We start from the raw sequence: 13,639 nt of genomic DNA on the forward strand, positions 1-13,639 counted from the left end.
TAGCATTACAACGAAATTGATATGTATATACGACATTCATTACTGTTGATTTGTATTTTTATTGACTACAGGATAAAAATCAAATTCATTGCGATAAAGTCGATATGCGCTATTATGAAAATGAGATTTAATGGATTCTATCCTTTCATAAAGGATATTGTAGCATTCAAGAGCATGTGCATCATATTCAAATGGGTTGCTCTCAAATTTTTCTATCAACGATGCTAAATTATTTAACATAGAGTCATAAGATGTATATATCCTCTCTGAAAAGTTATTATATTCTTCGGGAAAAAACTGTGGACTCCTGACGCAACAAGTGACAGTTCCACAAAAAAAAGGTTCCCAAAAATAGCCGTCCCAGCCTTCGCCGAAAGAAATTACATACTTGCTGCGGCTGATGGCCTCCAGGTATGTGGTGTACGGAATTCCCGCCAAACTGTACAATCTGAATCCCTTGAACCGACGGTGCAGCATTGCCAGGATTGCAGGCGCATGTGGATTTGTATCCGGTGAATAGGCGATGATATTCTGTTTTTCGGCATGGGTGCGATAGGTGTATGTCGAACCGTAATAAGCTCCCAGATGCAACAGCGGTATCTGCCAGCGATCCGCATACTCCTGTGTGGCGCTGGCTTCGTGCGCGACTGTCTGAGTATGTGTACAGGGGAGTCTGTAAAGATGATCAAGTTGATGAGGTGTCGGCATCAGTTGAGGATTTTGATTGCAGATATTGATGTGTACCTGTCGTGCGCTGTATATCCAGCGGACTTCACGACTTTTTTGTTTTTTGAATATACGAGTCGCGACGCATTCTGGAACATGGATATACAGAGTGTCGGGTGAGGGGAAAAGCCGCATTATCTGACTGAATGCGTAAATCCCTTCCTTGTTGGGATAGTAGGGGTAGCAGGGCAATCCCCACCAGTGGGGAGGATAGGCTACAACGACCTTAAAACCCTCTCTGGATAAAATTTCACGAGATATCATGGCAAGATTCAGAAGTACAAACAGACCACCTGTGATTCGCAAGGGATGTGCAGGGAACAGAACGACAACAATTTTTTCCCCAGGCATAGGTACACGCGAAATCAGCATGCGCCGATTCGCAAAGGAAACTGCAATTTCACGCCAATGACGAATTAAAAATAAAATTGATCTTCCATATATAGGAAGTTTTTTAAATTTTGTATAAAAATGATATAGGAGATTCAAAATAGGTATCTCCATTTATTAATTCTAAATGAATAGAATGAAATTTATTATGAATACTCTGTTTTTCCTAATAGGGAAAGGGAGATAGCGTGTGAGTCTTAGCCATTTCAAAAACCTCCATAAAAATTTGTGCAGTTCTGACATGCATGAGGGCATGCAGAATTGCGCTATCTCCATGCGAAATGGAGAATTTTTTGAGCGAATGCAGCAGCAGTAAACGAGCTGTGGTCAAAGAGAAGGCAGGTTTTCAATTTTGAAAATCCATACCTGCGCCCGTGAAAATTATACTCTCCGAACGATTCCAGTTCGGGAGATATTTTGCGTAACTCGTGACGCGTATTGAATTCATGAATGGCGAGCGCCTCTCCTTGGAAGCCAATATCTCCCCCCACATCATCGAAGTACATGTTGACAAGCGGAAGGAAGGATTCCGCGTTTTCCTCAAGCAGAGACAATACCGGGACTGTTGAGGAATAGTAATCCACATCCACCAGCATGACTCCCACGGGAGGTGGGGCGTACGTCGCAAAAAATACCGGCAGAGTCTCCTCCAGCGGGCCAAGCACCACTGTGGCGGAGGCAAGGCGCTGACGCAGCGCTGACACATCCATGGGGAAAAGACCTTTATCCCAGCATTGGGGACAGTCGCGCCAATCCTGCGGCGCGGGGAGGCCCTGACCACCATCAGAGCCGAATACTTTGATCTCCAGGTCGAAGATATGGCCGATTTCCCTCGCCAGCAGTTCGCACGCACAAAGTCCGTCACCGGCGGCGACACCGAATTCGCAAACAGAAAACGATGACACGCCGATGCTGCGGGCAACTTCCGCAGCCCGCCATATGGTCACGGCATAGGGCGGATACGGCAAATCCGTTTCCTGTGTCGTGCGGATTGCCGTAAAATAGGAATCCTTAAAATAGCACTGCCATCGCCGAAGCACGCCGATCACGCAGCCTTCCGCGTCAAGTACCGGTACGATTTTTACCGAAGGCCAGCGCGCCATGATGTCCCGCGCCGCCATATATGCGTTCTCCCCTGCGAGCGCTGAATGGACATCTCTGCGGCAAAGATCCCCTGCGGTCGCGGACGCCAACGTACTCGAAAAAGGGGGGAACGCATCCGCAGACAGGAACCCGAGGAGATGTTTGCTTCCGTCATGGACGAACAGCGTCTTTTCCGGAACATGCTGCATCTTCCACAGGCAGATACCGGCCAACGTATCGTGCGAGACCAGATATCCGTCGGTATCCGTGAACATGATGGTGCCCCTTTCACCGTTTGTGTCCTGCTTCTCAGGCCATGGCAAGCCATGACGATCGTAAAGATTGCTCATACGCCGAAGCCAATGATTCTGTCCCGCGGACAGACTGGGCAGAGATACTTTAATTTATATGCCAGAGGTTGCGCGGGTTGCGTACGCAGATGAAAATGGGCGGCCCCTCCTGCCTCTCAAGGATTTCGTCCAGCGGCATCGCGGGAAGCCCATCGACATGTATAGTTCGCTGCCCAGAAAGCACAATCGTACCTCTTGTCCATGCTTACGTAAGTAGGAGCCTAGCATGCGGATGCCAATAGTGGCATAATCATGAACTGAATATAGAAGGATTTTCATAAAATATTCTCCAGTATTTAATTTCTGTTTTTGTATATTAATATGACTAATTTATTGAAGCTCATATTGGTTAAGCATTTTATGTATGTTTTCCTCGCTATTAAACATTAGAATATCTATAATAGATAAATTAGAATAAAACACATCTGCTTTTTGCTTGTATTGATTTATATTAGAGTTTATAAAAAATAAAGAAATGTTATTTTCAAGGAAAAACTTCTTTGAATAGAGGTGTTGTCCTCCAATTGGGTTGATGTATACATCTCCTCCAAGAGTATGGACAATTTTAATAATTTTCTCTTGTGCTGAGTCTGAATCAGATTTTTTATACTGTAAGTTCGAGGACAAATAAAATTTTGTTTTGATTCCCAAATATTCGCATAATTCTTGTGTCGAATTATATATAATATCTGATATTTTTCCGTCTGACATTATTGTTTTTTCAATAATATGAAATATTCTTTTATAGTTTTCTGTATTTTTATATGCAATCGTTATCGTTTTCAAAAGTTTTTTTCGAGTTAAAAAATTAGGACAGACAAAAATTTCATTAATTTTTTTATTTTGCGAAGCATGACTGAGGGGAAGTATGAATTTATATGGTTCTCCATGTAATAAAATTCTATTTCTGTTTATCCAACCTTTGTTAATATAATTAGCGTCATCATAAAACACAAAACAATCAACGGATGCAATGAGTTGCCAATATCCTATATATGGAAATAAATATGGTTGCATTACAGCTATTTTTTTCATTGTTATAGACCTCAGCTAGCTTCGCCAATCCAAAAGAGCATCTACACCATCTACATCAAAAACAGGAATTCCGGTATGCGTTGCAACGCTTTGCCGTTCATGCCACGAATTATCTATAAAGATAGAATTATCGCGCAGAATATATGTATATTTTTCCTCATTATGGTCTATAGAAATAATTTTTGAAAAAATATTCTTATCTATACAATATTTTGAAAGACTTGATAAAATATCATTCTCATGCTTGCTCAGAAGAATACATTCTTTTCCATTATTTTTACACTGGTAAAGAAAGCATAGCATTTTTATATTGACGGATTCATTGATGACAAGAGTGTCGTCAAAGTCGAAATAAACTGTCGTATACTTGTAATCTATCCTGTATCTGCGGATCAGCGTACTATCCATGGTGACCCGGTACGGATTCGGGCTGACGGAAATGTCACGACCTGTGGCTGCATAGACGCTCAACAAGGGCAAATTGACGCCTGTGGCGCGTGTGAGTCCCATCGTTCCCGCGCACCGTGCGGAAATTTCCAGCAATTTCCAGCAGCCCCGGGCATCCCTCTTGATTTGGAACCACCATAGCCCCAGAAAGGAAAGTCGGCTGTTGATCGCGTGGGCGATGTGCTCGATCTCGGGCGTAAGGCATTCCGTTTTTCCTGCCACGGAGATGCCCGCCATCACGCGTCCCCGGGATCGGGGCGAAATGACGCACAGCCGCCCGTGTCTGTCGGTCAGGCAATCGACGGTATATTCCTCCCCCGGCAGATATTCAGAAATCACATAGTCCCGGGCGTTTTCGGGCAACTGCCCAGGGTGTTCCGCCTTGTAGGCGCCAACCGCTCCCTGGCCCATGCGCGGCTTGACGAAAACGGGGAATGCGCTGGCTGCAGAGTCGCGCATTTCCGGCACAAAATCCGTGTCCGCAAACGTTTCATAGGTGAGCTTTTTATCTCTGCAGATGCGGGCCGTACGCGCATCGTTCGGGAGGACTCGCGCGTGCAGCCTGTCGCTGTTTTCCGCAAGGTAAAGCGCCACGGTATCGTGCGTCGGCAGGACAAGGTCTATGTCATGGGCAACGCACAGAGCATTGAAGGCGGTGAGAAAATCGGCATCCGTGATATACGGCAGGCCCGACAGGTAGTTCCTGAAGATGTAGGAACCATGCCGTTCCACTGAGGATGCACCGAAAACCTCAACATTGACGCATGTCGCAAGAGCATCATGCAGTTCAACGGCGTTTGTTTCGCCAGCGGGGAATATGAGGACGTGTATCTTTTTTTGCACGGTGGAGACCCATTCGTTATGGAGCGTCAGAACTTCTCAAGTTCCGATTCGATAGTATCGGCAATGCGATGCATGTCTTCATCGCCATATCGGTAGTCGCACGGAAGCAGAAGAAGATTTTGCGACAGTTCGAGCGCGCCAGAATCTGAAAAGATGCTTTCTAAAATTGGATTCCATTTGCGGGAGCAATGGATGCCCTTTTGCGCCAGGACAGCCAGAGCGATTTTGCAATCCACGCGTGGAAATTTCGTATTGGGAAAGAGCGCCGGAAAGGCGAACGGGATGAAATCCCCCACAGTTGCCCAATACGCCAGTTCCGGGAGGCGTTCGCGGAGGATGGCATAGTTCTGCCTGATGCGGGCTTTCAGGGTCCTCAGGGGGATGCGCCTGAGCATGGCGAGGGTGGTCCTGCTGCACGGCCTGTTGGGCAGCGGCGCCTGCGCCCGGTTTTGCTGGAAGGCTGTGCGTTGCGGAATGCCGAAGGGGTATCCTTCATATTTCTCGACGCGTTGCAACAGGGCCGTGCCAAAGACGTCATCCGTGCCTGGGGAAAGGTGTCGGGTACATGCTGCCGCTCCCGGACCCACGAGGATGCCGCCATCAGGCACGCCCAGCGTTTCCGTAGGGTCGTAAACGGCCCAGGGGGCGCGCCGAGGTTGCCCTGTCCACAAAACATGCCGCCTGTCCTCCAGCCAAAAAATATCCTTGCGGCGAGCAAGTGCACGCTGGAGGGGCACTGATGTGGGCTTGCCGAAATAGGCGCAGGTAATGATAGCGGCGCCAGACGGAATACGGCTGGCTAGCGCAGTATCTGGCTCTAAATTGTAGTTGCATTCATAATAATACGGACGAATTTGTAATTTGTAGCGTAAGATATCTACAAGTGGCTCGTAATAATTGGGAAGGTAAAGATCATTGATGGCGTGTTCATACAGCCATGCCATGATGGCCTGATTGACCGTGGCAAAACAGGCGTATTCCGCAGTTCCCACCCATTTGGAAAACACGCTGTCACGAACCGCAGGCACGGCATCCAGAGCAAATTCCTTGAAGCTGCCGATAGGCTTGGGCGCCTCTTCCCGGGAAGTGGCCGGCGTTTCCCAAGGAAGATGCAATTCCCGGCCTTCCTCGGGATATATCGTGTCCCACGCGGTCTGGAGGATATGGTTGCGCTGCAGCCGGCGTTTAAAAAAGCTGGCCTCTCTTGTGAGGATGTCGCGTAACTGGTCATAATCTTCATATTTCAAACAGTATTCAATTGAATTGATATGGGAAAGCAGGACGCGTTCCCGTATCTGTGCGGCAAATCTGTTATCAAAAAATGCGTTGATTTTGGAATAAATCGATATCCAGTCAAAGCTTTTGATTGCAAAAAACAAATTCTTGTCAATATTCTGCAAATATGTATAGCCATTTTCGTGGTGTCGCCAGCAGCTCATTGGCATATCAAAGTATTTTATAAGGCCATCAGCTGCATGCAAAAGGAACAGGAAGTGGTCAAAGCACATTCCTTTTGTAAACCACCCCGGCAGGCCATTGGGAAATTTCCAGCGGAAAACGAAGGAGGATGTCTGAAAATAGTAGTTGTTGATTGCCTCATCGGGAAAGAACACGCCATTGCGTATCCTCTCGTTGGGGGAATCGAGATCTTTATAGACATATTCTCCGGCATTGTGCGGCACGCCTTCGTCGTAGAGAATTTTGACCTTGTGGGTGCAAACCGTAAACAGAGGATTCGCTTCAAGAAAATCCACCTGCTGTTGCAGCTTTGTCGGGTCAGTCCAACAGTCGTCTCCTTCGCAGAAGGCGATGTATTTGGTTGATATCTTCGCCAGACCATCGAGAAAATTGTTTGCTCCCTTGCTGTTGCGCGGTTGGTAGGAGCGCACTATCTGTGTATGCTTCGCCGCATAGCTGTCGATGATTTCACGCGTAGTATCCGTTGAGCAGTCGTCGCAAACGACAATCTGGAACGGAAAGGTCGTTTTTTGTTGCAGACATCCTTCCAGCGCTTCGGAAATAAACCTGCCGTGATTGTACGTCGGCATGAAAACGCTCAAGAGCGGTTCTCGCATATGCCCCCCGGCATTCATATCTCTTGCCCCTGATGTCATGTATGCGCTGGGTCACGCGCGGCATGCTGCGATTTCGCGAACAGGCTTTTGGGACTCCACGCCGGGGAATTGTCGTGCCGGATGCAATGTCCTGCCGCCAAAGTTGTACACGCGCGGATCGCGCAAGACGGGGTGATCCAGGATTTCCAGATATTCCTTGTGGTACGGATGCAGGGGATTGAGCACATCCTTGAACCAGAACACATCATCCGGCATGGTGCCCCACTGATAAACGGGTTTTAGGATCACTCTATCAACATGGAACTGATCGAAACAACGGGTAATAAAAGCGGGTATCTCCCGAAAATTTCTGTCCTGAATGACAAGGCACGCAACATAGCTGTTCACGACGTCCGACCGACGCAATGTTTTTATATATGCTAAATTTTCCATTAGTTTATAAAAATTTCCTCCACGGGAAATATGGTCGTAGGTAAATTTATCAAAACTGTTGATCGTCACAATAAGTTCGATGTTGCAATTTTTAAGGTGAAGGATCTGCTCCCAGTGTTTTTTATCGCAGTACACGCCATTTGTTTCAATGAGCAGTTGCATATCGTCGGATGCGGGTCTCAAATCGCGCAGGACGCGCATCATATACGGGGAAGCGAAGGGATCCCCATGCCCCGAAGTGGTGATTTTTTTCGCCCGGTTCAGGACAGGTGAAATCGATTCATGGATTTTCTCCATGTAATTTTTGTACCGGGGGAGGATGGGCTGCCATTTTTTCTCCCGACAGGTTTCACAGTATTGGTTGCACATGAAGTCATACGCCAGATTTATGACTTTCGGCGTATCAGCCACGGGGTATGTATTGACGTATTCTCTTGATTTTTCAGGCAAATCATTGTTCTGGAGAAATGGACATCCATCCAGCCTGCAAATGCTGTAATCGCCAGATCTGATATGCTCACGTATTTTTTGCGCCTTTTCTCCGTTCCATATTTCATTAAATGCTTGTTGAAATACATTGCCTACGCAAAGTATATCCCATTTCAGCCAGGGACAAAGGGAAACATCTCCCTTGTAATTATCGATATAGAGATATTCAAAGGGCCGTGAGCAAAATTTCATCGCAGCACATCCTTGGTCTTTCGATATATACCCATCCATGACGCCTGCACGCCCAATCGTCCACCGCTCAACAAATGCAATGCCGAGAATGCCATATTGAACGCGCTCACCACGCTGGAGAGGAGCGCATATTTCCAGTATGGTTCATGCTGCGCCACGCACGGATAGTAGTATCTTCCCCAAACTCCACTCCGTAGCCTGATGGAATCATGGAAGAAATATATATCATCCAGTGCTATCCGCATGGAAGATTTGTAGGAAGCCGCACAAATGCAATCCCCGAGCAGCATCCAGATACTCTGAGGATAATACGGACGAATATGACTGAAATCATAATAAAATCGTTTGCCCAGCACCGGCGAGAGGATGATCAGTCTGCCGTCTGCTGCCAGCATGCCAAGATATTTTTCCAAAAACGGTATCAGAGAGGAGGGATCCAAATGTTCAATGACGTGCGACATGAAGACGACATCAAAAGTTTCATTATCCGGCAGTTCCTGCGGAAGATAGGCCGCATAGCCGTCAGAGCGCAGTTTTTCCACCTGCAGCGGATTCATGTCGACACCAGTGACGGCGCAGGCGTACTGCGCGAAGAGCTTCAGATATTTTCCCGTACCACAGCCGACATCCAGAATTTTTTTCCCTGCGAGACGGTGTTTGGCAAGGTAAGCAACTTTTTGATATTCATACTTCTGATAATGTGCTTTTTGTAATATGGTGTTCATAATTACCCCTGCCATGTTGAACGAGAGAGTAGTATATGCAGCATCTTGAATTATTATTTTTATATTTTATAACAATTCGCATACCATATCGATAATGCTATTTGACATTCCTGACCATAATGGAAGGCATAAAATACGTCTTGAAATATCTTCAGAGATTTTACATTTGCTTTTCTTTTTTAAATATTGCAATTCATTGCAGCTAGGGTAAAAATAACGACGTGGATATATATCATGTGTGATAAAATTATTCATTGCCTGTTCCAACTCTGACTCCGAATCAAAAAGTATTGGAAAATAGGCATAATTATACTCAAGATCGTCTTGCACTTTTGGGCGTTTATATTTATTTCCGAGGTTGTCAATATAGCGATTGAAGGCTTGTTTTCTGGATTGTATAATAAAATCAATATGCGCCAAATTCGCTAATCCCATGGCTGCATTAAATTCATCTTGCTTCGCATTCAGCCCAAGCATCATATGATTATCGCCACAGTGTCCAAATCTACGCATCCATTCGAGTTTGAAGGAAAGCGCGTCATCGTTTGTCAGGCATGCGCCACCCTCAATAGTATGAAATAATTTCGTTGCATGAAATGATAATGTGGAAATATCACCGTAAGAACATAATGCTTTCCCTTTGTATCTCGCTCCAAATGTGTGTGCGGCATCATAAATTACATAAAGATTATTTTCCTTTGCTATTGATGAGATGGAATCAACATCACAGGCATAGCCAAAGACATGGACAGGCATGATAGCTTTTGTTTCTTCTGTAATTGCTTCTTCTATTTTTTTTGCATCTATTGTAAAATTGTCGGGTTCGATATCGACAAAAACAGGTACGCAATGCTCCCAAAGAATGCTTGAAATTGTGGCAACATATGTGAAAGGTGTTGTTATGACTTCGCCACTTGTTATACCAAGCACGCGCAATGCCAACTGCAACGCTATCGTTCCATTTGTGACATAATTAAAATGTTGTACTTCACAGATTTTTTGTAATTTTGCAGAAAGCTCTTTTGCTAATGGACCATCATTCGTAAGCACGCCGCTATTATATATTTTATCATAATAGTAGCTAAGTTCTTCCTTAGGTGGAAGATATGGCTTTGTCACAAATATTTTCTTCATTACTTATTTTGCTACCTGATATTATTTATTATATGTATAATTTGCTTTTTATGGACACCAAAACCGCCGATCCACGCAAGCGCTCTTTTCATTGTCAGCCGCAGGGTGGCGAATACAATGCCCAGCAACACGGTGGGCAACCACTTGGGTTGATGACGCCATGTGCAGCGCAGGCGGCTGACAGTCAGTCGCAGCAGGGAACGCAACGGCATCGCTCCGCGTCCGTTCCAGCCTGTACTCGCACCCTCGCGATGCCAGACCAGGGCGTCTGGCGCATAGGCCAGGTCGAATCTGCCGCCAGCGCGGTAGGCCCAGTCCTGCTCCTCGCAGTAGAGGAAATAGCCCTCGTCCAGCAGCCCCACCGTTTCCACGAATCGTCTGCTTGCCATGACGCAGGCGCCGCAGACATAGTTGATGCGCGCCTCCACTTCGTCGCGGGGCACACGCAGGGCCTCTTCCAGCGTGAGGCCCTGACCCGTGATGCGGGAGAGGGCCGTGCGCGGGTCGGTACATCCGCCGGCCAGGCACTGCACCAGCCGCCCCTCATGGCAGTAGCGCAGCAGACCGCCGCACAGGCCGGGACGAGTGCAGGCGAACAGCCGGTCTCTCAAGGCGCGTACGGCCGGGGCGGTGACCATGGTGTCGTTGTTGAGGAGAAGAAATGCGTCAGCCCCCCAGCGCAGGCCGAGGGAAAGCCCGGCATTGTTGCCGGCAGCGTAGCCGCCGTTGCGAGCCATGCGGACGAACACGCAGCGCGTTTCGGGCATGCCGGCGTCGTTCACCGCCTGCTCCGGCAATACCGTCAACGCCAGGGGCTTGGGCGATGACCGTAGAGGGAGGAAGTCAGGAGGGGCAAGCTCCAGCTCGCCGCGCGCCCATGCCAGAAAGCTCTCGGCGGAGTCATCGGGCGAGGCGTTGTCCACAATGACGATCCAGTCCGGCACGAGGTCTCCCCCGAGTACGGACTCCACACACAGGGCTGTGTCGCGCCAGTTTCCATACTGGAGGATCGTGGCGATGACGCGGACATGCTCCCCACCTTCCTGTGGCGAAGGGGAATCAGGCCGCACAGCGGATGCGCGTGTGGCGCAGGCCTCCTGTTGCGGCATCGAGTCCGCGCAAAGGTTCCGTTGAAAATCTTCCGCTATACAATGGGAAGGGGCATCAGGGCTTTCAGGATGCTCTGCGATCGTCTCCCGCACTGCCTCATCCCTCGTGCGGGCAAACAGTGAACAACGCGGGATAACGCCGACAGAGCCGGGCAGGGACCGGCTCATATGCTGCCCCCGGACACATCCAGCAGCGGATTCAGATTTCGCGCATCGGCGATGCCCATGCAGCGCTGGAGCGTGGGCATGCTCATGCCGGACCGCAACTGCCAGTCCGCGAACACATAGCGCAGGTCGCGGATGCTCAGGTCTTCCAGACCCAGTTCCGCGCGCAGTTCTTTCCAGAACAGAAAAATATCCGAGACAGGCTTCGCCATGTCCCTGCCCGGGAAGATCCACGGGGAGCCCTCCTGCCGGGGAATGGCCCGGAAGATTTCCACCGCCTCGGGCGACAGCCATATCCTGCGCCAGGTTGCCGCTCCCGTTCGGGGCGCGAGCAGCAGATTTTCCTCCAGAAAAAGATTTTCCCACCGGGCGGTGAGAATCTCGCTCTTGCGCGCGCCCGTGAGCAGGAGCAGGGCGAGTGCCTTGGCTTCCCGCCTCCCGCTTCTGCTCAGAACATCCAGCAGGAAAGCGAGATGCTCTCTGTCCAGCGAAGGCCAGCGCGTCTTTGCCACTCGCGCACAGCGTATCTGTCGGGTGGGCGCTGCCGTCAGCAGGCTCCTTTCCACGGCCAGATCGAAAATGCCCTTGAGCACATGGAAACGTCGGTTCCGCGTCGCGGGGGCGCAGTTCTGCCGTTCCAGTTTTGTGAGCCAGCGCTGCACATCCGCCTCGAGTATGTCGTCAAGGGATTTGTGGCCGAACACAGGCAGGATGTGATTTTTGGCAATGCTCTCGTCCAGCTTCCAGCTCGCCTTGCGCGTCCTGATGTGCGGCAGCCATGCGGCGCTGACGAACTCCGCCAGCGAGGGCGGCCCTTGCCTGTGCCGGCATGCGGCTGTGAGGAGGCTGGCGTCGTTTTGCGAAGGCGTCATGGATATTCCCAGTTGAACTGTCAGATGTACTGATAATGAATACGTGGATTTCTTAGTCCATCCCCATCCGTATGTCAAGTTTTTTCCTCATTCCCTTTCCAGAGCGGATGCCCATAGTGATCATGTTTTTAATGTTCTGAATTAATTATTATTTTATTCAAGCTATTCAATTGGAATTGTCAGTACATCTGATAATGAATAGAAGGTTTTCTCCTTTATTCCCAGCAGGTTATCATCAGGATATCCTGTTTCTCCGTTCCACTTGCCATGGAGCGAGCACGCCTTGGGGTGCGGTGTTGCAGCGGTACCGACGAGGGAATGCCGGGCGCCCAGAGGCAGTGTTTTCAACTGCGCGTTCTGTCCGGCATTCCTGGTGAACGTTTGGATCGGTTTCGATGTGGGGCTGATATTTGCTGTTCCACTCTTCCGCGCCATGCCGCTGATGTGCCACACGCCCTGCGTCTGGACTCCATCCGCTTGCCATCGTTCGGCCTTTGGCACAGGCCGGGCTGTGCCTGTACGGTCCTCGCCAGTTGGCGGTGGCGCCTTGCCGCACAGATCGATCCTGGCCTGTGCCCATTCCGGCGCATCGGGAATCCCGCTTGCCGGCAGACGGAAAGGGCGATGCCGCTTCCGCTGGTCTCCGCAGCATGGCCGCAGTTTCCGGGCGCCGTGTTCGTTCCCGCGTTGACTTGACAGGACGAGGCGGATAAACTGCACCTCTTTTCAGCGCATGCTGCGGCAAGGAGAAGCTCATGGCGTCCGTCAATACCCTGGTCATTACCGGCTACGGCACCAATTCGCATCTTGAAACCGCGCACACCGCGCGGCTGGCGGGTTCGGACAGGGCGGATGTGGTGCATTTCTCCGCGCTTCTTTCCGGTGAATGCCGCCTTGCGGACTATAATTTCCTTATTTTCCCCGGCGGCTTCCTTGACGGGGACGATCTGGGCGCGGCACAGACGGCCGCCATGCGCTGGCGCTGTCTTGCGGACGCGGCGGGGACGCCGTTGCTCACGAGCCTTGGAGGATTTCTTGACGCCGGTGGCCTTGTGCTCGGCATCTGCAACGGGTTCCAGCTCCTCGTCAAGCTCGGCGTGCTTCCCGCGCTGGGCGGCGCCCGCTTTGAACGCCAGGCCTCGCTCGGGCACAATGATTCCGCGCGGTTTGAAGACCGTTGGGTGCGGCTTGTGCCCAACCAGAAAAGCCCGTGCGTGTTCACGCGCGGCCTTTCCACCCTTGCCATGCCGGTGCGTCATGGCGAAGGCAAGCTCGTCTGCCGTGATGCTGCCTGCCTGGAGCGCATTGCGGAAGAAAACCTGATCGCGTTGCAGTATGCCGACCAGGACGACAGGCCCACTCAGGAGTATCCGTATAATCCCAACGGTTCCCCGCTGGCCGTGGCCGGGCTTACCGATCCCACGGGGCATGTTCTGGGGCTTATGCCGCACCCCGAGGCATTTCATCACGTCACCAACCACCCCGGCTGGACGCGTGGCGAGCTGGACCCTCCGGGCACCCTGCTTTTCGTCAATGCCGTGCGCCATCTTCGGGCGCAATAGACGCGTCCGG

Annotated in this window: 12 protein-coding genes; 1 reads left to right on the forward strand and 11 read right to left on the reverse strand. The window is 49.9% G+C overall.

Annotated features, from left to right (window positions below; all coding sequences use genetic code 11):
• Positions 1 to 39 precede the first annotated feature (39 nt).
• The 11 genes from QZ294_RS01130 to QZ294_RS01180 all read right to left on the reverse strand — a co-directional run bounded on the left by QZ294_RS01130 (position 40) and on the right by QZ294_RS01180 (position 12,520).
• Positions 40 to 1,230 carry a hypothetical protein gene (locus QZ294_RS01130; protein ID WP_297045478.1) on the reverse strand — a complete coding sequence of 397 codons (1,191 nt, stop codon included), beginning with the start codon at positions 1,228 to 1,230 and terminating at the stop codon, positions 40 to 42.
• 152 nt (positions 1,231 to 1,382) lie between these two features.
• Positions 1,383 to 2,474 (reverse strand): hypothetical protein, encoded by a 1,092-nt coding sequence (locus tag QZ294_RS01135; protein ID WP_297045481.1) that lies wholly within the window; start codon positions 2,472 to 2,474, stop codon positions 1,383 to 1,385.
• Positions 2,475 to 2,879: 405 nt separating this feature from the next.
• On the reverse strand, positions 2,880 to 3,584 hold the full coding sequence (locus QZ294_RS01140; RefSeq protein WP_297045484.1) for a WbqC family protein: 705 nt from the start codon (positions 3,582 to 3,584) through the stop codon (positions 2,880 to 2,882).
• A gap of 15 nt (positions 3,585 to 3,599) precedes the next feature.
• Entirely contained in the window at positions 3,600 to 4,874 is a 1,275-nt protein-coding gene (locus QZ294_RS01145; RefSeq protein WP_297045487.1) for an ATP-grasp domain-containing protein, read from the reverse strand.
• 26 nt (positions 4,875 to 4,900) lie between these two features.
• Positions 4,901 to 6,949: a glycosyltransferase gene (locus QZ294_RS01150; protein WP_297045490.1), complete on the reverse strand. Its 2,049-nt coding sequence runs from the start codon at positions 6,947 to 6,949 to the stop codon at positions 4,901 to 4,903.
• Between the two features lie 51 nt (positions 6,950 to 7,000).
• A complete protein-coding gene (locus tag QZ294_RS01155) occupies positions 7,001 to 8,101 on the reverse strand; it encodes a radical SAM/SPASM domain-containing protein (protein ID WP_297045493.1) in 1,101 nt (366 codons plus the stop codon).
• Positions 8,059 to 8,787 carry a bifunctional 2-polyprenyl-6-hydroxyphenol methylase/3-demethylubiquinol 3-O-methyltransferase UbiG gene (locus QZ294_RS01160; protein ID WP_297045496.1) on the reverse strand — a complete coding sequence of 243 codons (729 nt, stop codon included), beginning with the start codon at positions 8,785 to 8,787 and terminating at the stop codon, positions 8,059 to 8,061. The genes QZ294_RS01155 and QZ294_RS01160 overlap by 43 nt, the downstream gene beginning before the upstream one ends.
• Before the next feature lie 66 nt (positions 8,788 to 8,853).
• Entirely contained in the window at positions 8,854 to 9,921 is a 1,068-nt protein-coding gene (locus QZ294_RS01165; protein ID WP_297045499.1) for a DegT/DnrJ/EryC1/StrS aminotransferase family protein, read from the reverse strand.
• An 11-nt stretch (positions 9,922 to 9,932) separates the two neighbouring features.
• Positions 9,933 to 11,030 carry a glycosyltransferase family 2 protein gene (locus QZ294_RS01170; RefSeq protein ID WP_297045502.1) on the reverse strand — a complete coding sequence of 366 codons (1,098 nt, stop codon included), beginning with the start codon at positions 11,028 to 11,030 and terminating at the stop codon, positions 9,933 to 9,935.
• A 164-nt stretch (positions 11,031 to 11,194) separates the two neighbouring features.
• Positions 11,195 to 12,067, reverse strand: a complete 873-nt coding sequence (locus tag QZ294_RS01175) for a site-specific integrase (RefSeq protein ID WP_297045506.1) — start codon at positions 12,065 to 12,067, stop codon at positions 11,195 to 11,197.
• 162 nt (positions 12,068 to 12,229) lie between these two features.
• Positions 12,230 to 12,520: a hypothetical protein gene (locus QZ294_RS01180; protein WP_297045510.1), complete on the reverse strand. Its 291-nt coding sequence runs from the start codon at positions 12,518 to 12,520 to the stop codon at positions 12,230 to 12,232.
• A gap of 302 nt (positions 12,521 to 12,822) precedes the next feature.
• On the opposite strand from QZ294_RS01180, the gene QZ294_RS01185 reads away from it, so the two are divergent.
• Positions 12,823 to 13,629 carry a phosphoribosylformylglycinamidine synthase subunit PurQ gene (locus QZ294_RS01185; RefSeq protein ID WP_297045512.1) on the forward strand — a complete coding sequence of 269 codons (807 nt, stop codon included), beginning with the start codon at positions 12,823 to 12,825 and terminating at the stop codon, positions 13,627 to 13,629.
• Positions 13,630 to 13,639: the final 10 nt, after the last annotated feature.

Origin of the sequence: uncultured Desulfovibrio sp., assembly GCF_910584445.1 — a bacterium.
Classification (GTDB): Bacteria; Desulfobacterota; Desulfovibrionia; order Desulfovibrionales; family Desulfovibrionaceae; genus Desulfovibrio.